The sequence below is a fragment of the Texcoconibacillus texcoconensis genome, from assembly GCF_014202575.1.
GTDB classification, from domain to species: Bacteria; Bacillota; Bacilli; order Bacillales; family Salisediminibacteriaceae; genus Texcoconibacillus; species Texcoconibacillus texcoconensis.
In genome coordinates this window covers 56,137-81,746 of record NZ_JACHHB010000015.1, presented here as the reverse complement: position 1 = coordinate 81,746, position 25,610 = coordinate 56,137, and the positions used below count along the sequence as shown (strand labels likewise).

23 protein-coding genes, 1 tRNA gene and 1 riboswitch are annotated in these 25,610 nt (G+C 41.0%); of the genes, 17 read left to right on the top strand and 7 right to left on the bottom strand.

The window, feature by feature from the left end; translation table 11 throughout:
• Positions 1–3: 3 nt before the first annotated feature.
• Together HNQ41_RS14270 and HNQ41_RS14265 are read left to right on the top strand one after the other, a co-directional pair.
• Positions 4–1,179, top strand: a complete 1,176-nt coding sequence (locus HNQ41_RS14270) for an exonuclease SbcCD subunit D C-terminal domain-containing protein (protein ID WP_184665110.1) — start codon at positions 4–6, stop codon at positions 1,177–1,179.
• A complete protein-coding gene (locus HNQ41_RS14265; RefSeq protein ID WP_184665109.1) occupies positions 1,180–4,599 on the top strand; it encodes an AAA family ATPase in 3,420 nt (1,139 codons plus the stop codon). It begins immediately after the preceding gene.
• A gap of 5 nt (positions 4,600–4,604) precedes the next feature.
• Here HNQ41_RS14265 and HNQ41_RS14260 read toward each other — a convergent pair whose 3' ends face one another.
• Positions 4,605–4,982 (bottom strand): DUF4870 domain-containing protein, encoded by a 378-nt coding sequence (locus HNQ41_RS14260; protein WP_184665108.1) that lies wholly within the window; start codon positions 4,980–4,982, stop codon positions 4,605–4,607.
• 316 nt (positions 4,983–5,298) lie between these two features.
• On the opposite strand from HNQ41_RS14260, the gene HNQ41_RS14255 reads away from it, so the two are divergent.
• The 5 genes from HNQ41_RS14255 to panF all read left to right on the top strand — a co-directional run bounded on the left by HNQ41_RS14255 (position 5,299) and on the right by panF (position 9,156).
• Positions 5,299–5,634: a thioredoxin family protein gene (locus HNQ41_RS14255; protein WP_184665107.1), complete on the top strand. Its 336-nt coding sequence runs from the start codon at positions 5,299–5,301 to the stop codon at positions 5,632–5,634.
• Between the two features lie 86 nt (positions 5,635–5,720).
• Complete coding sequence (locus HNQ41_RS14250) at positions 5,721–5,984, top strand: DUF3006 domain-containing protein (protein WP_184665106.1); 264 nt, start codon at positions 5,721–5,723, stop codon at positions 5,982–5,984.
• Positions 5,985–6,139: 155 nt separating this feature from the next.
• A complete protein-coding gene (locus tag HNQ41_RS14245; RefSeq protein WP_184665105.1) occupies positions 6,140–7,303 on the top strand; it encodes an acyl-CoA dehydrogenase family protein in 1,164 nt (387 codons plus the stop codon).
• Between the two features lie 153 nt (positions 7,304–7,456).
• Positions 7,457–7,735 carry a DUF997 family protein gene (locus HNQ41_RS14240; protein ID WP_184665119.1) on the top strand — a complete coding sequence of 93 codons (279 nt, stop codon included), beginning with the start codon at positions 7,457–7,459 and terminating at the stop codon, positions 7,733–7,735.
• Positions 7,732–9,156, top strand: a complete 1,425-nt coding sequence (gene panF, locus HNQ41_RS14235) for a sodium/pantothenate symporter (protein ID WP_184665104.1) — start codon at positions 7,732–7,734, stop codon at positions 9,154–9,156. Before HNQ41_RS14240 ends, panF begins: the two co-directional genes overlap by 4 nt.
• Positions 9,157–9,366: 210 nt before the next feature.
• Here the strand turns inward: panF and HNQ41_RS14230 are convergent.
• Positions 9,367–9,443: transfer RNA gene (locus HNQ41_RS14230), tRNA-Pro, on the bottom strand.
• Positions 9,444–9,587: 144 nt separating this feature from the next.
• Complete coding sequence (locus tag HNQ41_RS14225; protein ID WP_184665103.1) at positions 9,588–10,082, bottom strand: GNAT family N-acetyltransferase; 495 nt, start codon at positions 10,080–10,082, stop codon at positions 9,588–9,590.
• A 233-nt stretch (positions 10,083–10,315) separates the two neighbouring features.
• On the opposite strand from HNQ41_RS14225, the gene HNQ41_RS14220 reads away from it, so the two are divergent.
• Complete coding sequence (locus HNQ41_RS14220; RefSeq protein WP_184665102.1) at positions 10,316–10,717, top strand: VOC family protein; 402 nt, start codon at positions 10,316–10,318, stop codon at positions 10,715–10,717.
• 94 nt (positions 10,718–10,811) lie between these two features.
• On the opposite strand, the gene HNQ41_RS14215 is transcribed toward HNQ41_RS14220, so the two are convergent.
• Positions 10,812–11,156 carry a DUF5665 domain-containing protein gene (locus tag HNQ41_RS14215; protein ID WP_184665101.1) on the bottom strand — a complete coding sequence of 115 codons (345 nt, stop codon included), beginning with the start codon at positions 11,154–11,156 and terminating at the stop codon, positions 10,812–10,814.
• A gap of 212 nt (positions 11,157–11,368) precedes the next feature.
• Here HNQ41_RS14215 and HNQ41_RS14210 point away from each other — a divergent pair, with 212 nt between their 5' ends.
• Complete coding sequence (locus tag HNQ41_RS14210; protein ID WP_184665100.1) at positions 11,369–11,773, top strand: DoxX family protein; 405 nt, start codon at positions 11,369–11,371, stop codon at positions 11,771–11,773.
• A 97-nt stretch (positions 11,774–11,870) separates the two neighbouring features.
• On the opposite strand, the gene HNQ41_RS14205 is transcribed toward HNQ41_RS14210, so the two are convergent.
• Together HNQ41_RS14205 and HNQ41_RS14200 are read right to left on the bottom strand one after the other, a co-directional pair.
• Positions 11,871–12,401, bottom strand: coding sequence for a small multi-drug export protein (locus HNQ41_RS14205; RefSeq protein ID WP_184665099.1), 531 nt, complete (start codon positions 12,399–12,401; stop codon positions 11,871–11,873).
• 6 nt (positions 12,402–12,407) lie between these two features.
• On the bottom strand, positions 12,408–12,992 hold the full coding sequence (locus HNQ41_RS14200) for a TetR/AcrR family transcriptional regulator (protein ID WP_184665098.1): 585 nt from the start codon (positions 12,990–12,992) through the stop codon (positions 12,408–12,410).
• Positions 12,993–13,286: 294 nt separating this feature from the next.
• A riboswitch (cobalamin riboswitch) is annotated at positions 13,287–13,483 on the top strand.
• 183 nt (positions 13,484–13,666) lie between these two features.
• Between HNQ41_RS14200 and HNQ41_RS14195 the strand changes: the two genes are divergently transcribed.
• From HNQ41_RS14195 to HNQ41_RS14165, 7 genes are all read left to right on the top strand, one after another.
• Positions 13,667–15,853: a ribonucleoside-diphosphate reductase subunit alpha gene (locus HNQ41_RS14195; RefSeq protein WP_184665097.1), complete on the top strand. Its 2,187-nt coding sequence runs from the start codon at positions 13,667–13,669 to the stop codon at positions 15,851–15,853.
• A 19-nt stretch (positions 15,854–15,872) separates the two neighbouring features.
• Positions 15,873–16,910, top strand: a complete 1,038-nt coding sequence (locus HNQ41_RS14190; RefSeq protein ID WP_184665118.1) for a ribonucleotide-diphosphate reductase subunit beta — start codon at positions 15,873–15,875, stop codon at positions 16,908–16,910.
• A 26-nt stretch (positions 16,911–16,936) separates the two neighbouring features.
• The gene (locus HNQ41_RS14185) at positions 16,937–18,781 is read left to right on the top strand and encodes an anaerobic ribonucleoside triphosphate reductase (protein ID WP_184665096.1); all 1,845 of its coding nucleotides are present in this window, start codon (positions 16,937–16,939) and stop codon (positions 18,779–18,781) included.
• On the top strand, positions 18,778–19,266 hold the full coding sequence (gene nrdG / locus HNQ41_RS14180) for an anaerobic ribonucleoside-triphosphate reductase activating protein (protein ID WP_184665095.1): 489 nt from the start codon (positions 18,778–18,780) through the stop codon (positions 19,264–19,266). The genes HNQ41_RS14185 and nrdG overlap by 4 nt, the downstream gene beginning before the upstream one ends.
• A 151-nt stretch (positions 19,267–19,417) precedes the next feature.
• Positions 19,418–20,623 carry a GTP-binding protein gene (locus tag HNQ41_RS14175; protein WP_184665094.1) on the top strand — a complete coding sequence of 402 codons (1,206 nt, stop codon included), beginning with the start codon at positions 19,418–19,420 and terminating at the stop codon, positions 20,621–20,623.
• A gap of 399 nt (positions 20,624–21,022) precedes the next feature.
• Positions 21,023–22,399: an MATE family efflux transporter gene (locus HNQ41_RS14170; RefSeq protein ID WP_184665093.1), complete on the top strand. Its 1,377-nt coding sequence runs from the start codon at positions 21,023–21,025 to the stop codon at positions 22,397–22,399.
• Positions 22,400–22,471: 72 nt separating this feature from the next.
• Positions 22,472–23,845: an aldehyde dehydrogenase gene (locus HNQ41_RS14165; protein ID WP_184665092.1), complete on the top strand. Its 1,374-nt coding sequence runs from the start codon at positions 22,472–22,474 to the stop codon at positions 23,843–23,845.
• Positions 23,846–23,900: 55 nt separating this feature from the next.
• Here HNQ41_RS14165 and HNQ41_RS14160 read toward each other — a convergent pair whose 3' ends face one another.
• Positions 23,901–25,097 (bottom strand): GNAT family N-acetyltransferase, encoded by a 1,197-nt coding sequence (locus HNQ41_RS14160; RefSeq protein ID WP_184665091.1) that lies wholly within the window; start codon positions 25,095–25,097, stop codon positions 23,901–23,903.
• A 186-nt stretch (positions 25,098–25,283) separates the two neighbouring features.
• Here HNQ41_RS14160 and HNQ41_RS14155 point away from each other — a divergent pair, with 186 nt between their 5' ends.
• Positions 25,284–25,529, top strand: a complete 246-nt coding sequence (locus HNQ41_RS14155; protein ID WP_184665090.1) for a hypothetical protein — start codon at positions 25,284–25,286, stop codon at positions 25,527–25,529.
• Positions 25,530–25,610: the final 81 nt, after the last annotated feature.

The window sequence follows — 25,610 nt, the reverse complement described above, 5'->3', positions numbered from 1 at the left end:
ATGGTGAGATTACTTCATACCGCAGATTGGCATTTAGGTCGCACGTTAGAAGGTCGCGACCGTTTGCCAGAACATGAGGCATTTATTGATGAACTCGTGACGATTGCACGTGATGAAGACGTAGACGCGGTGTTAATTGCAGGTGATATTTACGACTCTGTCAACCCACCTGCTGCATCCGAAGCCTTATTTTACGAAAGCTTAGCTCGACTATCTGAGGGAGGTAAGCGTCCGATTGTGATTATAAGCGGGAACCATGATCACCCCGATCGTTTAGCAGCTGCGCAAAAATTAGCGGAAGCGCAAGAAATTACGATTGTCGGGACACCGAGTTTGACGCCCGTTCGTATTCCGATACGGGCGAAAGATACGGTGTTAAATGTGGCACCACTCGCTTATCCGTCTGAATCTCGTTTAAATGAGTGTCTTTCTGATCAAGGTGAAGAAGAGTTAATTTTAGAAGCGTATGACGAACGAGTCCGGCGCATGTTTCAGCAAATGTCTGCTTCGTTTTCAGAAAAAGAAGTGAACGTAGCGATGAGTCATTTGTTCGTTGCAGGTGGTAAAGCAACAGAATCAGAACGACCGATTGAAGTAGGGGGCACGTATACTGTACGCGCGACGAGCATGCCAGAAAATGTGCAGTATGTCGCGCTCGGCCACTTGCACCGTCCACAAGAAGTCAAGCATGCCCCAACGCCAACGCGCTACTCAGGATCACCGCTTGCATTTAGCTTTTCGGAGGCTGGTTATAGTAAATCTGTAACGATTGTCGATGTCGAACCAGGAAAACCTGCTGAAACGAAAGATATCCCTCTTTCAAGTGGGTTTCCACTGGTACGTTGGAAGGCAACAGACGGGTTACCACAAATTCATCAATGGATGGATGAAGGACGTGACAAACAAGCTTGGATCGATATCGAATTGCATACAGATCATTCACCATCGATGGAAGACATTCACCAACTTCGAAAAGCTTACCCTGGTATTGTCACGATTCGCCCTGTGTTCCCTGAAGATGAAACACGTGAAAAAGTCGTATCATCACGAGACGTACCAATCGATGAATTGTTTCGGCAGTTTTATTCCCGTCAAACAGGTGGCAGTAAACCGGAAGACGAACTCGTTGATCTCTTTCTCGACATTGTGAACGAAACTGAAACGGAGGAGGGGGATTAAATGCGTCCGATATCATTAACAGTCGGTGGACTACACAGTTTTCGTGAACGACAAACGGTCGACTTTACATCTCTTTGTGAAGGAGGCGTGTTCGGTATTTTCGGTCCGACAGGAAGTGGGAAATCATCGCTTCTTGATGCGATGACGCTCGCATTATACGGGAAAGTCGAGCGCGCACCGAACAACACACAAGGGATCTTAAACCACGCCGAAGACGCTCTTTACGTTTCGTTTACATTCGCGCTTGGCGATACAGAATATCAAGTGGAACGGTCGCTTAAGCGAACGAAAGAAGTGTCACTAAAAACCGCAACTTCTCGTTTAATCGATGTTACAGGCGAGAAAAACGTGCTTGCTGATAAAGCAGGTGATGTTAATCGCGCCGTCCAGGAATTACTCGGCTTATCCATTGAAGACTTCACGCGCGCTGTCGTATTACCACAAGGGAAATTCGCTGAGTTTTTGTCATTAAAAGGTTCAGACCGTCGTCAAATGCTCCAGCGTTTATTCCGTTTAGAGAGATATGGTGACGAACTCATTCAACGAGTAAAGCGCCGTCTACGCGATACGGATTCACGGAAAAAAGAAATTGAAGCGGAAATGAACGGACTAGGCGATGCATCAAAAGAAGCGGTTGAAGAAGCCGAAAAACGAGTCGTTGAGCTTGATGAAGCACGTGAAAAAGCACAACAAACGCTTGCCAACTATGAAAAGGACTATGATACGAAGAAAAACCTTTTTGATAAACAACAAGAATTATTGCAGGTGGAATCGCACTTACGTCAAATGGCGGAAAAAGAAAAAGAGGTTGAAAGATGGCAATGGGTTTTAGAAAAAGCAAAAAAAGCTCGCCATTTGCAACCATATGCTGAAGCGTACAAAAACGCCAAACAAGATGTCGAGAAGAAAACGGCTGAGCTTCAACAAGCATCCAAACAATACGAAGACACGAAAAAGAAAGAGGAAGAAGCGCGACTCGCCTTCGAAAAAACGGATAAGATTGCCCAAGAAGAGAAGCCGCAACTGGAACAAGAACAATCGAAATTACAAGAAGCAAAAAAAGCGAAAGAGCGCGAGCAGGTTGTGCGAGATGAGATCAATCAGCTCGACAAACAGCTGGATGATCACGAAAAGCAGCGGCAAACAATCGCCGAAAATCAAAACCTAGCCGAGCAGAAAAAGAAGAAATACACCGATAAACAGCAAGAGCTAAAAACAGAGTTACAAACTCTTGAGGCTCAACGTGAACAAGGAAAACAGGTTTACGAGGCTTATGATGAAAAACAAAAAATCGTTCGTGTCGAAGAACGAGTAAATGAACGAAAAAACGAATGTGAAAAATCCTCTGAAGCGTTAAAAGCCATCGAAGAAAAAGAAAACACGAAAAATGTAAACGTTGAGCAAGGGCAACAACAATTGCAGAAACGTTTACAAGCCGTTCACACATGGTATGAACGAGTTTGCGAAGAAGAGCGCCAGTTAGAGGAGATGCAAACGTATTTGCAAGATCGTATTGAAGCGGCTAGAGAGGCGCGTGAACAATCAACCCGTCTCGAATTGGCACGTCAACTTGCAGCACACTTAGAAACAGGAGATCCATGTCCCGTTTGTGGATCAACCGAACACCCGAATCCTGTATCTGAACATACTGAAGACAGTGATCAATCAGTAGAAAATCATCTCGATGAACGCAAAGTGCAACAATGGCAAGATCGCATCCAAAAAGGGAAAATGAACATTCAGCAACAACAATGGAAGTTGCAGCAATTATCTAATCAATTGACAGAAGTGTGCAATGATGAAGGATCGACTGTTCAATATGCAGCAACGGTAGAAGAGGAAAGTGAATCTATAGAGCCTTCGCTACCGAAAACGGAAGAAAAAGACCATTCCGAAGAAGCGTGGCAGAGATGGTTTGTGAAAGTGGATAAGGAAGCAGATGCGATCGAAGACTTGCATCGCATCGTTCAAAACGAGTTAAAAGCAATTCAAGAAGAGAAACAGGCGCTTTATCAAATCCAAATTGAGCGTCAATCATCTGCTAAAACGATCGATGAGCAACAACAACGCTATGATGAAGAAATGAACAACCTTCGTTTGTTAAAACAGTCGTGGCAAGAGCAATTTCCTTCATTTAAACTCGAGGCGATTGATGAGCAACGACAAGAGGTGAAAGCACGCGAAGAAGCGGTTCATAAACTTCGAGAACGCATCGAAAATAGCACCCCTTATATCGATGAACAAGATAAGGTGTTACGTGATCTGCAAGAACAAGAAAGCCAACTAAGGGTTGATATCGCAACGAAAAGTTCGGATCGGAAAGCAAAAGTTGCGCGCGCAGATGAATTGAAACAAGAATGGGAGGCGCTTGCTAAGGGAGCAGATGTCGATCAGCGCTTAATTGAAATTGAAAAGCGTCTCACGTTTATTGATGAACAATATATTGAAACGAAACGTGTTTATGATGAATTATTTAATACGTGGCAAGGTGTTCAACAACAATTTGCTCTTGCGAAGCAAGCAAATCATGAAGCCGACAAGCGCTTTCAAGAGGCTGAAAAACAATGGGAAGCGTATCGAGAAGATTCGCCGTTTGCGACAACCGAAGACCTCACTGAGTCGCTTCTGACAGGTACAGAGCATGAACAATATGAAAAAGCGATTGCTGAATATGCTGAAGAGAAAAACAGTTATATGAAAAAACAGCAAGAACTAAAGGACGTTGTAGCGGAGCAAAATGTATCAGAAGAAGAGATTGCCCAAATCAAGTATGTGATCGGTGAGCAAAAGCAAGCGGTCGAACAATTGCAAGAAGAGCGCGGCCGCGCGAAAGAAATTGCCAACGATCGCAAAGAAAAACACGACCGCTATAACGAATTGGAACAATCGAGAGAAGCGCTCGTGAAAGCATATGATCAGTATCAAAAGCTCGACCAAGTGTTTCGAGGAAAAGCATTTGTTGAATTTGTCGCTGAAGAACAGCTCATTTTTGTTGCAAGACAAGCATCTGAACGTTTACACGCATTAACAAGAGGTCGATATGCCATCGAGGTAGATTCAAATAGCGGCTTTATTATTCGTGATGACGCCAATGGTGGCGTACGACGTCCGGTTTCGACGCTCTCAGGTGGGGAAACATTCCTCACATCCCTTGCGTTAGCCCTTGCATTATCACAATCGATCCAGTTACAAGGTCAGTATCCGTTAGAATTTTTCTTCTTAGATGAAGGATTCGGTACGTTAGACCAGGAGCTTTTAGACACGGTCGTGACTGCGTTAGAAAAATTACAAACGAATCATTTATCCGTCGGCGTGATTAGTCACGTACCAGAACTAAAAGCTCGTCTTCCGAAAAAATGTATCGTCACACCACCGACACCAGGAGGCAACGGTAGCCGGATTACAATTGAATCGATGTAAGCAGATTAGATCCAGCTGTTTTCAGAAGTTAACAGTTTAAAGGAAAACTTATAATTAAAAGGCTTGCCGACAATGGTAAATGTTACAGCAAAGATGACAGAAATCACGTAAAAGATATACACCAAGGCAATTCCTAATAGAAACACAGCGCTAATTTCCGGTGGGATGATTTGAAATGTACCTAATCCCCATAGTACGACGATATAAAAAAGGATGCTCATTTGGAAATCAAGCGCTTTTCGACCACTTTCGTTGATTAACTGTGATTTGGATCGCATGATAAACCAAAATGCACCTGTCATCATAATTGTTAAAGGCGGGAAAGGGATGAGTGCAAAACTGTGACAAAGTGCAGCTAAGCTTTTTTCTAGATCGTTAGACATGTCTTTCACTCCTATTTGAGAATATCGAAAACGTTTTTATTCACAAGCACGGGTACCAGTACATTCACGTCTTTTAGGACAGTAAGCTGGTACCTTGCTTTCATTTTCGTTGATAAGATGGGTAGGGACGACCATCTCTTATTTTGTATACTAAGCACAGCATACCATGTTTAAACTTACATAAATATATTCGATTTCGTATAAAATACGAAAATCATGAGAAGTCCCCTATATAAAAGCGAACGGTTTTAGAGGTTCTAGGAATTATATAATGATCTAGATAGTAGAAAAGCATAAAAAGGAAGAGGTGCTATTTATGAAAACGTGGAAAGACCGTATAACCGTAGAACAAGCGATATCGACAAATGAAATGACACTTGTTCTTGTTAAATCAAAAACTTGTACTGTATGTGAACCAGTAGAACAAATGGTTGATCGATTAATAGAAAAAGATGCAGACGTCGAAATAGGAAAGGTCTATATGGATGAAGTCCCTGATTTAACAGGGCAGTGGCTTATTTTCTCAGTACCAACATTACTATTGTTTGTGAAAGGTGACGAACATAAACGTGTCTCCCGTTTTATTCGTGAAGAGGATATTAAAGATATGTTGACCTATGCAAAAGAACAATATAAAGGTGATTTAGAATAACAGTTTCTATTCATATTTTAAGCTTTAACGACGAAGTCCACTTCTCTCGTATCGATTAGAAAATCATCTGAATAGAGGTGTATGTGATGGAAAAGGCTGTTATCGACCGAGTCGTCGATGAACAATATGTCGTGCTTTTAGTTGGTGATGAACAGGAAGAATTGATTGTTTCAACAGAGGAGCTTCCACAAAACACAAAAGAAGGTGCTTTACTTTCGATCAAACGTGAAGGCAATCAGGTGAAAAATATCACCGTAAACGAGGAAGAAACAAAATCAGCTCGTGATCGCATCGCTAACAAAAAAGCTCAACTGCGTAAACGAAAGGGCAGTCAGTTTAAAAGGAAATAAATGTTACGTCATGACAGATGGGTTGTTGTAGGAAGTCCAACGAACACCCTATTGGAGGACTACATACTAGCTGATTTTCTACAAGGCGACAGTGGACAAGTGATTTTTGATCGCGTACCCTTTACTATAAAGGAAGATGAGAAAGTTGGGATCATATGACAACTTGCAACGGTATCTTTTTAAAAACAGAACAAAAAGAACGTCTTTTTGAGCAAGCGAAACAACACATTCATTCGTTTCAACAACGTGCTGATACATATGACGAAACAGGCAACTTCCCTTTTGAAAACTTTGAAGACTTACGCAAACAACAATGGCTCTCCTTTACTGTACCTAAAGAATATGGTGGTGAAGGTGCAACTTTGTCTGAGTTTGTACTTGTCCAAGAAACGATTGCCCAAGGGGATGCAGCAACAGCGCTATGCTTAGGGTGGCATAACGGGACGCTCATGCAATTGCGTGATACAAGAAAATGGCGACAAGAAACATTCGCTGATTTTTGTCATCAAGTTTCTTACAAACAAATACTTGTTAATAGCGCAGCAACCGAGCCAAATTCGGGTAGTCCAGCGCGCGGTGGAAAACCGCAAACAACAGCTACATACAATAACGGAAAATGGTATATTAATGGAACGAAATCGTTTGTTTCGTTGGCACCAGCTTTGGACTATGCCATCGTGACAGCAACGATTGAGGAAACTGGTGAGGTAGGTGAATTTCTACTTTCTTTAGATCAAGAAGGGGTTTATCGTGAAGAAACTTGGAATCCGATGAGTATGCGAGCGACAAGAAGTGATCACCTGATTCTCGAAGGTGTCACCGCAACAGATGAAGCGTTCGTTGCGAAAAAGGGTCAACAACCTAACGTTCCACAAGGATGGCTTTTACATATTCCCGCTTGTTACTTAGGGATCGCGATTGCTGCACGTAATGATGCTGTTCAATTTGCTGAGACATATCAACCAGCTAGTCTAAACACGCCAATCAAAGATGTAGAAGATGTTCGGCGAAGAATCGCGGAAATGGATGTTGAACTCATGAAAGCACGGCACATGATGTATCATATCGCTGAGCGCTGGGACGAGGATGAACAAATACGTGAGCAGTTAGCACCTGAGTTGGCAACAGTCAAAACCGTAGCGACGAATGCGGCCGTAGATGTTGTTGATCGAGCGATGCGTATTGTAGGTGCCCAAGGTTTATTAAAGTCACAACCATTTCAGCGTTATTATCGTGATGTTCGTGCAGGGTTGCATAACCCACCTGGAGATGATTTAACGTATCGCCAGTTAGCTAAGCGTGCTTTTGGGGAAGTGTAAGAAAATAGCTAAAATGAGTTGTGATATACAACTCATTTTTTATTCGATGACCATTGGACAATACGATATAATGTGAATCGATTGATCTAAAATGTTATTAATAACCGTCTATATTTTGAAAGGGGGGGAGCACTGTTGAGTAAACATCATCCAATCGAAGAACAAGACCCAAGGTTTAAAATAGCCAACCGAGAAGCGATTATTGGTGTTATTTTAGCAATCATTAATTTTATTTGGTGGTATGGATTCGCTTATGGGCTCGGATCAAAACCGGTTGAAGAGTATACGTACGTTTTCGGTTTACCTGCATGGTTTTTTTATAGCGCAGTTGTCGGTTTTCTTGTCATGCTAGTTCTTGTTATCGTTGTTGTCAAAACAGTATTTGTCGACGTATCCCTAGAAGATGAGGAAGAAAAGGGGGACATGAGATGATTGAGCCAGTATTTTTATCACTTGTCCTCTTTTTAATTTTGATTTTTATCGTTGGATTTTGGTCGGCCGGTAAATTGCGTAAGAAAAGCCGATTTTTACAAGAGTATTTTCTTGGTAGTAGAGAAATTGGTGGATTTATTTTAGCGATGACGATGGTTGCTACATATGGAAGCTCGAGTAGTTTCTTGAGTGGAGCTGGTGCTGCGTATAATGAAGGTCTCGGTTGGGCGTTATTAGCGATGACACAAGTAGCGACAGGTTATTTTGTACTTATGGTTCTCGGAAAGAAATTTGCCATCATGGCACGGAAATATGATGCGGTCACACTCGTTGATTTTTTAAGGCTACGTTATGGTAGTAAGGCAATTACATTAATTTCAGCATTTAGCATTGTCGTATTTATTTTTGCTGCAGTGACCGCACAATGGATTGGTGGAGCCCATTTAATTGCTTCGATTACCGATTTAAATTACACAAGCGCATTAACAATCTTTGCTGTTGTTGTGATCATTTATGTGATTATCGGTGGGTTTAGAGCTGTTGTATTAACAGATTCGATTCAAGGCGTCATAATGGTCGGAGGTACCTTGGTCATTTTAATCGGTACAATTATCGCAGGTGGTGGTGTCACACAAATTATGGGTGATTTGACTGCCGAGAATCCGAATCTTGTCACACCGTATGGCGCTGATGGATCGCTCACGGCCGCATATGTGTCTTCATTTTGGATTCTTGTTGGTGTCGGTGTCGTCGCGTTACCACAAGTCGCTGTACGTGCAATGTCTTACCGAAATTCACAAGCGATGCACCGTGGGATTATCGTCGGGACAGCTGTCGTCGGTTTTATTATGCTAGGGATTCATTTGGTCGGTGTTTTTGCTCGCCCTGTCTTACCAGGGGTTGAAGAGGTGGACCAAGTGATGCCGCTTATTGCCATGGAAGTATTACCCGCTTGGCTAGCGGGTGTCGTTTTAGCTGCGCCACTAGCGGCAATTATGTCAACAGTAGATTCACTTTTGTTATTAATCAGCTCGGCACTTGTCAAAGACGTGTACCTTAATTACATTCGCCCAGATGCTGAAGAACGAAAAGTGAAGCAAATGACGTATATCGTCACAAGTGTGCTCGGTGTGTTGGCTTTTGCTGCTGCACTCACGCCACCTGATTTGTTATTAGAATTGAACTTGTTTGCTTTTGGTGGTTTACAGTCTGCTTTTATATGGCCACTCATCTTCGGTTTGTATTGGCAGCATAGCAATAAGTATGGGGCATTATCAGCGATGATTGTAGGTGTCGGTTCTTACACGCTTATTCATAACGTTTGGCCTGAACCGTTCGGCCTTCATAGTGTTGTGTTACCGGTGGTGCTATCATTTTTCGCGTTTTTAGTCGCAAACCTTTTAACGCTGAAGCGCACGTAGAATTGTTTTTTAGTGAAAAAACCTCAGTTTGACTGGGGTTTTTAGTTTGCTTAAGGGAATAGTGCCCTAGGATGGGTAAACAGAAGAAGAACGGTCATCGAAGAAGTAGAATGTGCCCAAGAGAAGCGATATAACGATAAAACGGCCATCACATCATATGACCGTCAAAGTGTCTCAAAATGTATCGTGTGATTTCATCGATGTAATCATTGGTCGGGATGACAGGATTTGAACCTGCGACCCCAAGCACCCCATGCTTGTGCTCTACCAAGCTGAGCTACATCCCGTTCTATTTGTATTGTAAGAAGAATCATAAAAAATGTGAAGAGGGAATTTTCCTCTGCTTTTGAACTCCCCACACTTCATGCTCAGATAAGTTTTGAAGGAGGATCAACTAGAGCTGCTGCGTAACCATGGGATCAAACACGAATTCAAATGTCATCTTCTGAAATCCTCATTTCCATTTTACGACTTTTCGTTTTCATCCCCATCGCCTCGTAAAATTGGATGGCCTGATGATTAAATTCTTGAACAGATAATTCCAGTCGTTCGGCTCGCCATTTTTGTGCATAGTTACAAATCGATTGGAACAATTGCTCGCCAACGTGTTGGCCACGATAAGCTTCGTCTAAAATGAACTCTTGTATATAGACTGTTCTTTGGGCTTTAATTGATTCAAAGGAAGTAGGGTTATCTCGTTGTAAGAGCGCATAACCGATAACTTTTTGACGGTATGTTTCTTCGCAAACGAGTACGGTAGATCGGGTATGATTTAGCCATGATTGAAACATATCAAAGCTAAGTGGCTCTTCCATTTGAATATAAAGATCAGGGCGTTGTTCGACGTGTAAGGTATGGAGTTGAGCTTTTAAGGTTGCGATCATGTTATAATCATTGTAACAGGCTTCACGGATGTTTACTGTCATAAAGAGACTTCCTTTCACGTGTCTTTCTGATCTACGCAAGAGATATTAAATTCATTTCGTATCATATCGTTTTATGAATGAATGGACAAGTTATGTAAACGATCGATACAATGAAAAAAGGATGATATGATTTTTTCTTAGGAAAAGATAAGTTTAAGACTTGAGAAGAAAGAATAATAGACTTAAAATGGAAGAAGCATATAAAGGAATTAGTCATATTAAAGGTGGTAAACATGGAACTGACACATACACGCTTATTAGTTAATAAATTTCGCGAATGTTTTCGCTTTTACAGTGATATTTTAGGCTTTTCTGTTCGCTGGGGAGATGAACACGGTCTGTATGCTGATTTTCAAGCAGGAGGTAATTCGACACTTACGATATTCGATCGAAAACTGATGGCAGAAGTCGTCGGAACGAGTGAATTACCGCTTGATGCCGAAACGATGGATAAAGCAACATTAATTTTTAAAGTTGACTCTGTCGATCAATGGTACGAAAAGTTGTTAGCTCAAGAAGTTGAGTTTGCAACAGAACCAATGGATCGCCCAGCATGGGGGATTCGCTTCGCTCATTTTCGTGACCCAGAAGGAACGCTTATCGAAATATTTGAGCCGCTAGAAAATCAAGAATGAAAATGAATACAGGTAAAGGCAGGGAATGAGAGGTCATTGACTTCATTTCCCTGCTTTTTTGTATACGTTTTTTGTTTCCCTCCACCGCCTGGGCTTAATATTGTGGTCCTTCTCGATATGCTTCAATTAAATCTAAAAAATCAGCTATGTACTCACCAATGATTGGTAATGAAAGCGATTGACTGATGATAAAAAATAATAAAGCTAAAAAAATGGCAGTTCCAACTGTTAAACCAACACCACGGGCAACTCCAGCAATGAGGTTTATCCTAATGACTTCTCGTTTGCTAGAAAAGTGCATCGTAATGTCACGTAAATGTGATTTCGTCGTCGTTTCTTCTAATCGTTCAACGATCTTTTCTAATCGTTGGATATCATGACGATCTTCTTTAGAAGTTGAGTCGTGAGGATTTCGACGACCGGAGTCATCTTTGCCCATGTTAACACCCCTCCTTTGTATTTTCATTATATACCTAAGCGTTTCATTTCATTATAAGCGGATACTAATAGCGCTTCTCTAACTATAACATTATCACTCATTCATCACGAAATGATCATATATCATCGGTACAACTATAAACTTGTACTAGGACTTTTCTTAACGTAAATTTCTTAAGAAGTAGAAAACAGTCTTAAATGGGGGTTGAGTGTATGTCCTTTTATGAACAACTGGGTGCGCTAATTTTACGATTGGTTGTAGGGTTAATCTTCTTTGTTCATGGATTAGATAAGTTTTTGGGAGGATTTCCGCAAGTAACGGAGCGGTTTTCGGAACTGGGTTTACCTGAAGGTTTGGCGTATGGTGTGGCTATTTTAGAGTTAATCGGTGGTTTTGCTTTACTTATTGGGGTAGCAACGAGAGTTATGGCTGCTTTGTTTGCACTATTAATGGTTGGAGCGATTTTTATCGTGAAACTTGAGGCTGGATTTATCGGGGGATTCGAATTTGACCTTGCTTTACTTGCGATGACTGTTTACCTATTTTTAAATGGGAGTAAAAACTTTTCCTTGATATCAGTTACTGGTTTCTTCTCACGAAAAGTGAAGAGTGGCTAAAAAAATCAAAACTTTTCATCCCTGAATAGGGATGAAAAGAAAAATTTGTATATACTGGTTCTTTCTTGTATATACCGGATTCGTCAATGGTGATATGTTACTGTAGCCAATCTGTCATCCAATCAATACCGTGATAAGATGCATATGTCAAAATAACCGTCCAAAGTGTTAAGCTACCTGTCATCCAGAAAATGACGGCTGATCGATTTGCTTTTAACGAAAGGGCGATGATCGCAGCTAAGTGAATGCCTGTGATGGCGGGTCCGCTGATTGCTAAGCCGGGTAAACCGTATTTTTCAAAAATTGCTTTTGCCTTATCTCCTCGTGCTGTCGATTGATTTTGAACGACAGCTTCTCCACCGTCTACGCTAGACTGAACAGTTCGCTTCGCTGCTTTTTTTTGTTTCCTTTTTGTCATCCACCGTTGATACATACGGCTGTTTAATATTTTATTGATAAAATATACAATTAAAAATAAAGGCAAGAGGTTCCCTATTAACGAGACAATGGCAACACCAATTGGATGTAAGCCTAAGCCAATACCGATCGGAATGACAAATAGTATTTCTAGCCATGGCGTGGCGGCCATGACAAACACCGTGATATAGAGCCAAAGTGCTTCTACCATGATGTATCACCTACTTTTTTTTGATAAACCAACCCAATAAACGGACCAGACGGCTTCAATTTTTCGGTCGATTGCAGACTGGTCGTAATAAAACATATGAGCTGATAGCCCGTCAATTAAACAATAAAATCCATCGATACAAGTCTGAATATCCATATTCACGATTTCTTGTTTTTGAATGGCATTTTCGAAGACGGGGGCAAACAATTCATTCATTTTTTTCTCACACTCGAGAAAGCGTTCATGAGCTAGTTCTTTTAAATGTGAGGGAGGGAAAAGCATCATTCTCATGTACATTTTTCCTAGATGGTGTTCGGACATGAATGAACATGTACTTGTTAACGCAGCTTTCAGCTTTTGTTCGTTAGAGATGCGATCAGATGATGAGATCGCTTTTTTTAAATGATTGATAAAACCATCGTAAACGTCATCTACAATATTTAAAAAAAGGGCCTCTTTGCTTGGAAAATGATTATATAAAGATGGCTTTTTTATACCAACTTCATTAGCGATATCAGAAAGGCTTGTTTTTTCATATCCATGTTCGGAAAATAGACGGATGGCAACTTGTTTAATCTCTGTTTGTTTCATATTTTCAACCTCCATAGCTAAGTGAAAACTAACGGTCGTTAGTTTGTATGCAAAAAAATTCCCTCTCCTAATTAGTATGGACGAGCTAACTAACGGTCGTTAGTTTTTGTAGAATTTATTCTATTTGAGTTATTTCCAAATGTCAAGTAGCGTTGATCATGACAGCAATTAACTAGAATAGAAAGGGGAGAAGTAAATCATAAGAAAAAATGATTGCTTGCAAATTCTTTTCTCGTTTAGTAGACTATGAATCAACAAAATATTGTGTTTTGATAAAATTAAAATCAATATATGGTATAAAACTGCTACAAAGGTGTTGTTTAGACTTAAAAGGGAATTCGGTGAAAGTCCGAAACTGCCCCCGCAACTGTAAGTGCAGACGAAATGAGTTACGCCACTGTATAAATCACTCAAAGGGGTGTTTGTACGGGAAGGCTTCAGAGTAGGAGGAAGCATGAGTCAGGAGACCTGCCTGTTGTAGAAGTTTCAAAGTCTTCGGGGTGCGAGACGGTGAAACGACAGGCGGGTACTTATGTACATGTTGTAACCACCCTTTACTAGGTGTGTTTTTTCTATACATATCGTCGTGTCGTTGAACCTCTTTCCTTGAAGGGAAGGGGTTTTTTTGTGTCTCGATCCACTTTTGAAACGAAAAACAAAGGAGGTTCATAACGATGAAAATATTCATGCAACAATCAGTAGTAAACGGTTTACCCGAGCGCTTTCCTCATTTGCCGATAGCAGAGTGGCAGGACAAGCAGGAAGATAAAGAAGGGAAGCAAAAAGTTTTGACTGCCCTAGAAAACGTCTCGAGTGAAGAGCCAGATTGGACGTATGTCGCAGCAGCTTATCGATTATATGAGCTATACGAAACGGTAGCACAAAACCGTCAAACAGACGTCCAAGAAGTGTATCGGCATTTTTCTCATCATATTGAAAAGCGCGTTGCTGAAGGGATTTATGATCAAGCGCTACTCGACAAGTATAATCGTGCTGAACGTGAAGAGATAGGAAGCCTTATTGATCAAGAGAATGATTTATTATTCACATATATTGGCTTACATACATTGATAGACCGTTATTTAGCGAAATCTTATGACGGCAGTGTCGTTGAGCTTCCACAAGAACGGTGGCTTGTGATTGCGATGACGTTAATGCAAGATGAACAGCCAGAAAAACGATTAAGTCTTGTGAAGGAAGCGTATTGGGCGCTAGCCAATTTGTATATGACGGTAGCGACACCGACGCTTACAAATGCAGGAAAGGCAACAGGACAATTATCTAGTTGTTTTATCGATACGATAGATGATAGTCTTCGTGGGATTTTTGATAGTACGACAGATGCAGCAACGCTTAGCAAAAGTGGTGGTGGAATCGGGATTTATCTCGGGAAAATTCGCTCGCATGGATCTTCGATTCAAGGATATAAGGGGACATCCTCTGGTGTTCTTCCTTGGATGAAGCAATTGAACAATACAGCCGTTAGTGTCGATCAGTTAGGGCAAAGGCAAGGGGCGATTGCCGTTTACTTGGATGTTTGGCATCGAGATATTTTCTCGTTTCTTGATGCGAAGCTAAACAATGGAGATGAACGGAAGAGAACGCACGATATTTTTACAGGTGTATGTTTACCTGACCTTTTTATGGAAAAAGTTGAAGCTCGCGAAAACTGGTATTTGTTTGATCCCCATGAAGTTCGAGAAGTGATGGGCTTTTCTCTTGAAGATTTTTATGACGAGGAAAAAGGGGAAGGAACATTCCGAGATTTTTATGAGAAATGTGTTTATCATCCATCGTTAACAAAAGAAGAAGTGCCTGCAATCGAACTATTTAAACGGATCATGGTTTCACAACTCGAAACGGGAACACCGTACATGTTTTATCGTGATACAGCCAATCGTGAAAATCCAAATAAACATGCGGGCATGATTTACGGGTCAAATTTATGTACGGAAATTATGCAAAATATGAGCCCGACAACAGTGAAAGAAGAAGTAGTTGATGATGGTGAAATCATTGTCACGAAAACACCAGGTGATTATGTTGTCTGTAATCTAAGCTCAATAAATTTAGGAAAAGCTGTTCCCGAGGGCGTTTTACAACGACTGGTCAACATCCAGGTGCGGATGCTCGACAATGTGATTGATATTAATAACATTGAAGTCCTACAAGCAACAGTGACGAACAAGCGTTATCGTGCGGTTGGGCTTGGTACGTTTGGTTGGCATCACTTGCTTGCGAAAACGGGAATCATGTGGGAGTCGGATGAAGCCGTTCAGTTTACTGATGAGCTGTATGAAAAAATAGCCTACTACACAATTCAAGCGAGTGTCGAATTAGCGAAAGAAAAAGGGGCTTATCCGTTATTTAAGGGATCCGAATGGCAGACAGGTGCTTATTTTGAGCGTAAATCATACACGAGTGATAAATGGATCTCGTTGAAAAATTCTGTACAAGCCTATGGGATTAGAAACGGGTATTTAATGGCGGTTGCACCGAATGCATCAACATCCTTGATTGCCGGTTCAACAGCATCGGTCGACCCGATTTATAGAAAATGGTATGCCGAAGAAAAGAAAAACTTTCGTATTCCTGTTGCGGCCCCTGATTTAGACGCTACAACAACTTGGTACTACAAGTCAGCGCATACTATTGACCAACATTGGACGATTAAGCAAAACGAACGCAGACAAAAGCACATTGATCAGGGGATTAGTTTAAATCTGTATGTTGAAAACACGATTAAGGCGAAGGAATTGCTCGCTTTACATTTAGATGCATGGAGAAGCGGTTGTAAAACGACCTATTACTTGCGTTCCACTTCGAGTGAAATTGAAGACTGTGAAAGTTGCTCAAGCTAACATGTAGAAAGGATGATTGATCGTGACTTTGCAAGAACGAAAATTATATGATGTAAATGCACCCAATGCCTCAACCGGCATTATAGAAGGGGAGAGTTCCAATGTCTTAAATTGGGATGATGTTCGTTTTTCATGGGCGTATCCACTATACAAAAATATGCTTGCGAATTTCTGGACACCCTTTGAAATCAATATGACGAGTGACGTTCGGCAATACGAGACGCTAGCAGAACATGAACGAGAAGCTTATAACAAAATTATCGGGTTACTTGCCTTTTTAGATAGTATTCAAACTGATTATTCGATGCACGTCGCACGCTATCTTACAGATTCTAGTCTTGCTGCACTTATGAGTGTTTTATCATTTCAGGAAGTCGTTCATAACCAAAGTTATTCATATGTATTATCTAGTGTCACAACAAAGGCTAAGCAAGATGAAATCTTTGAATATTGGAAACATGATCCTGTTTTACGTGAGCGAAATGATTTTATTGCCGAAGGATACGAGAAGTTTGTGAAGAATCCGACGCCACAAACGTTTCTTGAATCGATCGTTTACGATGTCATTTTAGAAGGCCTTAACTTTTATTCAGGATTCGCGTTTTTCTACAATTTGGCCCGCAATCAAAAAATGGTCTCGACATCAACGATGATCAATTACATTAACCGTGATGAACAATTACACGTCTTTTTATTTGCGAATATTTTCAAAGAGTTAATGCGTGAATACCCTGAACTCGATACAGATGAAAATCATCGTTTTGTTCAAGAGACATTCGTTCGAGCGGCAGAGCTTGAGATTAACTGGGCTCATCATATTATTGGAGACCGCATCGAGGGGATCGATATGGAAGACCTTGAAGCATACATTAAATTTATGGCGAACAAACGGGTTAATGAATTAGGGGTAGCGCGTCCGTTTGAGGGGTATCGTCAAAATCCAATGCGCTGGATCAAAGTGTATGAAGATGTAAACAGCGGAAAAAGTGATTTTTTTGAACAGAAACCAAGGCAATATACGAAAGTATCCGATGATAACGGGTTTGATGAACTATAGTTGATTCTGAGGGGGACAATGAAAAGATGGGACAAGCTAGGGAGTTAATTAAGCAACTTGAGGGTGTCATTGCTGAAGAGGGAGAACTGCTGCAAGAAAATGCAAATGTTGATGGACAGTCACCACTCGGGAAGATGAACAAATTTGCTTCAGAAGCAAGTAAATGGTATACAGATGAGTATCTATTGAGTACAGATGTTCGAGAAGCTGTTCAAGGAAACGTGCTATACATTCACGATAAAGATTATTATCCGACAGGGACAACAACGTGTTGTCAAATTCCGCTTGGTTCGTTATTGGCGCTCGGATTTAACACTGGGCATGGATTTATACGAGAGCCACAAACGATTCAGTCAGCACTTGCTCAAGCTTCGATCATATTGCAAGCCAATCAGAACACCCAACATGGTGGACAAGCGTATGCGACCTTTGATTACGACTTAGCTCCATATGTTCGCAAGACATATGTTCGAAACGTCGAGAAGATGAGGCGTTTTGAAGTAGCCGAAGATAAAGTAGAAGAGTATGCGTGGAAAGAAACCGAGCGTGATGTATTTCAGGCGTGCGAAGCTTTTATCCATAATGCGAACAGTATGCATTCCCGTGGTGGGGGGCAAGTTCCGTTTGTTTCAATTAATTATGGTACTGATACGTCAAGAGAAGGGCGTCTTTTAATGTGGCAAATGTTACTTGCGACCCAACGTGGACTCGGGAATGGAGAAACGCCAATTTTTCCAATTCAAATTTTCAAAGTGAAAGAAGGCGTAAACGCAAATGAAGGTGATCCCAATTATGATTTATTTCAGTTGGCGATAGAAACGACAAGCGAGCGTCTGTTTCCCAATTTCAGCTTTCTTGACGCAACGTTTAATAAGGAATATGAAACAGGTGATCCGAAAAATGAAGTCGCGTATATGGGCTGTCGTACGCGTGTGATGGGAAACCGTCATGGAGAAGAAACGCCTGTTGGTCGTGGGAATTTATCTTTTTCTTCATTGAATCTTGTTCGTCTTGCATTACGAGCAGAAGGTGATGAGAAAAGTTTTTTTCAATTACTGGATGGTGCGATTGAAATCAGTAAAAAACAATTATTAGAAAGGCTAGATTACCAAGGTCAGCAGAAAGCAGGACAATTTGAATTTTTGTATCGTCAAGGTGTGTGGAAATACGGAAAGGCGTTGGGGGCAAACGACCGTTTGAAAGATGTATTGAAACAAGGGACGCTTAGTCTCGGGTTTATTGGATTAGCAGAAGCATTGACGGCTCTGTATGGCCAACATCATGGAGAATGTGAAAAGACGTGGGAGCGAGGTGTGGAGATTGTTCGTTATATGCGAGAAAAGATGGACCAAGCAGCAGATGATCATGATGTAAACTTCACATTGCTGGCGACGCCTGCAGAAGGTTTATCTGGTAAGTTTACGAAAATGGACCAAGATGAATTTGGTGTACATCAAGGTGTGACAGATAAAACGTATTACACGAACTCTTTTCACATTCCTGTTGGATTTTCGATCAAAGCTAGCGAGAAAATTCGTCGCGAAGCGCCGTTTCACGCTTTATGTAACGCAGGGCACATCACGTATATTGAACTAGATGGAAATGCGAAGGGAAATCCACAAGCGATTGAGCAAATTGTTCGCTTTATGAAGACTTCTGAAATTGGTTATGGGTCGATCAATCATCCTGTTGATCGTTGTAAAGAGTGTGGTTATCAAGGGATGTTAGATGATCATTGTCCTAACTGTGGTGAAGATGATGAATCTCGTTTTGAGCGGATCCGCCGTATTACAGGTTATCTCGTTGGTGATCTGAAACGTTGGAACGGTGCGAAGAAAGAAGAGGAAAAGGAACGGGTGAAACACCAATGAAGGTGTTATCGATCATAGACGATTCTATTGTTGATGGAGAGGGACTCCGAACGGTTATTTTTTTTGCTGGCTGCCCACACCGGTGTGTAGGTTGCCATAATCCAGAGAGTTGGTCAATTGAAAACGGCGAAGAAAGGTCGTTATCAGAAGTGATGAAAAGAGTTGCAGCTAATCCACTAAATGATGTCACCTTTTCTGGTGGCGAGCCGTTTTTGCAAGCAGAGGAAGCAGCTAAGCTTGCCGCAGAAGTAAAAGCCCTCGGTAAAGGGGTATGGGTGTACACAGGGTATACGCTAGAAGAACTTCGAAAATCTACGAATTCATTTGTGCATCGCTTGCTATTGTTAACAGATGTACTCGTTGACGGTCCTTTTATTGAAGCGGAGAAAGATTTGACCCTTTCATACCGTGGGAGCCGCAATCAAAGGGTGATTGAGGTAAATAAAAAAATGGTTGCTGAGTCGAAGAAAGAAGCTGTATTATAAGCAAAGCATACAGTGGGAGAAGAGCATGCGGTATGTTCTTCTCCCATTTCTATTTTGTGATTGACATGTACTGAAAGTTGATCTAGAATTAGGTGAAAATCGTAATCATTTCGATTTATTGCTTTTTAATCAAGCGAGAGGTGAATGTAAAATGAATGATCAACGAACGCCTGTAACAGTTCTAAGTGGTTTTCTTGGTGCAGGAAAAACAACGCTATTGCAACATGTCCTACATAACAAACAAGGATTAAAAGTTGCGGTCATTGTCAATGACATGAGTGAAATCAACATCGATGCAAACATGGTGAAAAATGAATCTACCTTATTAAGAACAGAAGAAAAGCTTGTTGAAATGACAAATGGTTGTATTTGTTGTACGTTGCGAGAAGATTTACTCGTGGAAATAAACCGTCTTGTCAGTGAAGGCGCGTTTGATTACATTTTGATTGAATCGACGGGTATTAGTGAACCGATGCCTGTAGCACAAACATTTACGTACTATGATGAAGAAACAGGTATTGATTTATCTAGTGTTTGTCGTTTAGATACGTTAGTGACAGTTGTTGATACCTATCGGTTTTGGCATGATTATGCGTCGGGAGAAACACTTGTTGATCGAGGGGAGTCAGCTGATGAAAGTGATGAAAGAGACGTTGTTGACTTGCTTGTTGATCAAGTAGAATGTTGTGATGTTCTCATCTTAAATAAAACCGATATGATAGAGGAAAAAGACGTAGACAAAATTGAACAATTATTACGCAAGCTCCAACCTGAGGCGAAGATGATTCGTACGTCTCATGGTCAAATCGATCCTTCTGAGATCATCAATACAGGACGGTTTGATTTTGAAAAGGTGAGCCAATCTCCAGGATGGATTAAGGAATTAAATGAGGAACATACGCCAGAAACTGAGGAATATGGTATCTCTTCATTTGTTTACCGTCGTAAACGTCCGTTTCACCCTGAACGTATTGCACAATTTTTTCATCAATGGCCAGAGGAAGTCGTAAGAGCAAAAGGGTTTATGTGGATTGCGACACGAAATGATTGGGTAACACTTGTTAGCCAAGCGGGCGCATCACTTACGTTGGAGACGGTCGGAAAATGGGTGGCTTCATTTTCGGAAGAAGAGCAACAAGAAGTATTTGCTGAAGATGGAGCAGCAATGGAGGCTTACTGGGATGAGGAATATGGCGATCGAATCAATGAGGTTGTTTTTATTGGTGTGAAACAAAATCAAGAAGAGATTGAAGCAGATTTAGACGAATGTTTATTAACGGACGATGAAATGGCACAAGATTGGTTTTCGTTTTCTGATCCTTTACCAGCTCATCCGCTGACCGAAGAAGTCAATTAGTAGAACACGTTGTAAGAAGAGAAGATAATTAGTGTATTTTCTCTTCTTTTTGAACAAAAAGATCACCGATAGATGTTGGGCTGGGAGCGCCAACCCACATATCGATGGTTTTCTCGACTGGATGTTGTCAGAACAAGGTCAGCGTATCATTGAAAAAACGGTCTATGTCCCTGTTCAAAATTATGAATAAACATCCCGAAATATGGAAAGGGAAACGATGACTTTACGCGTATGAGGTCATCGTTTTTTCGTGTGTAAAAAAAGATGGTTTTTCATAACAAAACTCGTTAGGATAGATGATGTATGTTTTTATCCGTAAGTAGATCTCGGTTGATAAATGAAGTTTAGGTTTTAAGGTAACATTCATAGAAACGTGTGCTCAGAAAGGGGGCAAACATCATGTATGAAACGAAAACGTGGCGCGAAAAAATACGCCTCCTTATGTTCGTGATGTGGCCGATTCTTATCACACAAGTCGGTCTTACTGCGATGAACTTCATCGATACAACCATGTCTGGACAAGCTGGTGCAGATGATCTTGCAGGCGTGGCGATTGGATCAAGTTTGTGGATGCCAGTTTTTACAGGGGTTACGGGTGTGTTACTAGCAATGACACCGATAATTTCGCAAAAAATTGGTGCCAAACGAGCGGAAGAAGTTCCGTTTTCAGTGATCCAAGGTGTCTACTTATCGATTGCGATTGCGGCGATTGTGATTATATTAGGTTATTTTGTGCTCGATCCGATCTTGCAGGCGATGTCTTTAGAGGATAGTGTTCGTCATGTTGCCAAACACTATTTAATCGGTCTTGCGTTAGGCATTGTGCCATTATTTGTGTACACAGTATTGCGCTGTTTTATTGATTCTCTTGGACAGACACGTGTCACAATGGTGATTACGCTCATGGCCCTACCTGTTAACTTTGTATTTAACTATGCATTGATTTTTGGTCGTTTCGGTTTTCCGGAATTAGGAGGGATAGGAGCAGGATATGCCTCTGCTGTGACGTACTGGGTCATTTTGTTTATTACGTATTATTACGTCGCCAATGTGCGACCGTTTTCTCCTTATCAAGTGTTTAAAAAGTTGTATCAAGTCTCTATATCCACTTGGAAGGAAATCCTTTTGTTAGGATTGCCGATTGGGATGACGATCTTTTTTGAAGCGAGTATTTTTTCGGCTGTCACTTTATTAATGAGTCAATTTACGACGGAAATTATTGCAGCTCACCAAGCAGCCCTCAACTTTTCATCATTGTTATACATGCTTCCGTTAAGTATCGCGATGGCGTTAACGATTGCGGTCGGTTTTGAAGTCGGGGCGAAAAGAATTTCTGATGCCAAAGCGTACGGAGCGATCGGCATGGTATTTGCTCTTATGCTGGCGCTCTTTGCTTGTGTCGTTATTTACGTGTTGAGAGAACCAGCAGGTCAACTATATACAAATGATCCAGAAGTTTTGGATTACATTAAGACATTCCTAATATTTGCGATCTTTTTCCAGTTTTCCGATGCATTAAATACGCCGATTCAAGGCGTGTTACGAGGCTATAAAGACGTCAATGTTCCGTTTGTAGCGGCTCTTGTATCGTTTTGGATTTTCGGGTTACCAGCTGGTTATTATTTTGCTAATTATACTTTCTTTGGCCCATATGGGTATTGGATTGGTTTGACGGTAGGTCTCACTGCATGTGCCCTCTTTCTTCTACGCCGTTTGTTTGTCGTGCAAAATCGTGAAGAGAGAAAGGTAGAACAAGAAACGTTGAAAGACAGCTGATATACGGTTTAACCGTATATGTTGAAGGGAATGAAAAGTGAAATGACGAAACGTCGCGAAAGGAGTAGGAAAATGGTCGATTCAATAAAGAACCTCGTCGAACGTCAACGAACGTTTTTTCATCAAGGTGAAACAAAGTCGGTAAAAAAACGAAAAATGCAACTGAAAGCGTTGCGTGAAACCATTGAAGCGCGTGAAGAGGAAATTATGGCTGCATTACATCAAGATCTTAATAAATCGCGTCCTGAAGCCTTCATGACAGAAATCGGTTTTTTGTACGCAGAAATTAAAGATGTCCTTAAACATCTTGATGAATGGACAGCGCCCGAAAAAGTAAAAACGCCCCTCAGCCATACTGGCTCAACGAGTTATATTTATCGTGAACCTTATGGGGTCACACTTGTTATCGCGCCGTGGAACTATCCATTTCAACTGGCGATCGCACCTTTGATCGGAGCGATTGCAGCGGGTAATACAGCCGTTGTGAAACCATCAGAATACACACCGAATACATCGCGCGTGATCAAATCTTTATTGGAAGATCTTTTCACTCCTGAATATGTTGCAGTCGTTGAAGGAGATGCCGACGTTGCTAAAAATTTGCTCAGTGAGCATTTTGACTATATCTTTTTCACAGGTAGTAGCGAAGTAGGGAAAAAAGTGATGAAAGCTGCTGCAGAGAACTTAACGCCTGTGACGCTAGAGTTAGGTGGAAAGAGTCCAGCGATTGTCATGAAAGATGCAAACGTCAAACTAGCAGCGAAACGAATCGTGTGGGGCAAATTTCTTAATGCAGGTCAAACGTGTGTTGCACCAGATTATGTTCTCGTTCATCGTAAACAGGAGCGGAAACTGCTCAAACACATGATCAAGTACATTAAAAAATATTACGGAGAAAAGGTAGAAAAAAATCCGGACTTCCCAAAAATTGTTCATGAACAGCATCACGATCGACTCACTTCACTGTTAGATGCTGAAAAAATCATCTACGGAGGTGGACATGACCGTTCTAAACGATTTATTGAACCAACGGTTATGGTTGACGTTCAATTGGATGATCCCGTCATGAAAGATGAAATCTTCGGGCCCATTTTGCCTGTAATTACATTTGACGACGAGGAAGAAGTATTAGATATCGTCCGTGAAAACCCAGATCCACTCGCCCTTTACTTATTTACTGAACGGGAAAAGCTACAGGAATACATTTTAGAAAACGTGCCATTTGGTGGCGGGTGTGTTAATGATACGGTTTATCACTTAGCTAATTCAGCCCTACCATTTGGGGGACGCGGTGCCAGTGGCGTCGGTGCATATCATGGTAAAGCAAGTTTTGATACATTTACCCATGAAAAAAGCGTCTTAAAACAGACAACGTCATTTGACGTTCCGCTGCGATACAAGCAGTCAGAAACATCCATTAAGGCAATGCGTAAACTATTTCAATAAGTAAGAACAAGAGGGCTGCTTGAAAGAATCGAACTTTGAAGCAGCCCTTTGTGTGTTAAAAGAAATCGTATAAATAAGGGCAGTTGTTAGGGATTACGTCTGAAAATGTATCGATATCTTTCTTATTTCCATTAATCATTTGTTGGTCATATAGGTGTAAAGGAGATTGTGCATTCATCAGCATTGCTGTTAAATACTTGATGTCAGTGTGGATTCCGCGTTTAGGCGGATGGGTGCAAGCGGCACCTTCACTTTTCGATTGTGCCCGTTGAACATCATTTTCTCCAGGTATGTCGCCCGTCTTGACGATAAACGTTCCCTCGTTCCATGAGCAAAAAGGATCACGAACGTGGAAAATGAGCGTGACTTTGTCTTGCGTCGCAAAAGGATACTGTTGTAAAAAGTTTTCAACGTCGACGATCCGTGCCATAAAGTAAGAAGTGATGTCACGTTTGATTTTCGGGTCAGGTAATGAGAAAGATAAATTTTCTTTTACTGGGGCGTTGATCGTTAATGTGTCGATCATCGAGTCGTGATTAGCAAGAAATGAAAAGAGCGCATTTCGTGCTTCAACATGGCTAGACACCCATTCATGCACTGTTAAATGCTGATCCTTTACTTTGTAGATGATGTATCCTTGTATCGTATCATTGTCATCATAATAGGCTGCTATTTGGCCTTTCTTTTTCTTCAGAACGGATCGGTCCCACCATTCATCATCCCGCTTTAATGTTCCATGGAAACGTGGCGCAACCTGCTCATAGATCGTTTTAATGTCTGAATCAACGCTTGATTTACGTTTGATTTGACCAGGGAAGGTTTTTCGTTCAGGTAATTGATCTCTTTTCAGCGTGATTGTTTCATATTCAGTGAATAATTCCCAACCGTATTTTCGGTAAAGAGGAATAGAAAACGGATAGAGAAACGACAAGCACTGCCCATTGCTACGCATCTCTTCTAAACTCTTCGACAGTAACTCTCGTACAAACCCACTACGACGATGCTCAGGCCATGTTGCGACACCAGAGACACCTCCCATGTTAAAAGATTTACCACCTACGTATGTAACTAACGGAATGACAGTTGTTTTCGAGACAACCTGTCCTTCTTCTTCAACGACCCACGTCCATTCGGGTTTCATTTGCTCACGTCGTTCGTTTCTGTCTTCATCGCTCAATTCGTATTGAAAGGCAAATTCGGAAAGGTCAATCAATACATCTTTGTCGTCTGCTCTACTTTTGCGAATGTTCATTTATGATCCTCCTTGGTGATTAAAAGGTTCATTCTTATATTCATAATAGTGAACTTTCTGAAAAATAAAAAGAATAAATGTAATGGGAGCGCTTTATAAAGAGACAAAAAATATTCAATATTTTGCAATTTAGGATTCGATTGTAAATGATATAATGAAAATTACAAAAGTAAGGGAGGGATCACCATGGAAAACGTCCAAAATAAAATTATATTTGACTGGATTGATTTTTCAACCGATACCGAAACATATTCCCGAGAAGCATTTGAAAATGCGGTAGGAGATCAGTTTGAAGCGATGATGTTTGATGACAATCACGAAATCCCATCTTTCATTTGGACCCTAAATTATGTATGTGTTCTTCAAAATAGTGCGCGAATGATTAATGATATTTCTATAAAAAAAGTTCCTAGAAACCCAGCATGTAAGTGATAGGTTTCATATTTTTTGAGTTATCATGCTCAGTATTTCACAACTTAATGACTTAATAACTTAAAAAAGTAAAAATATATG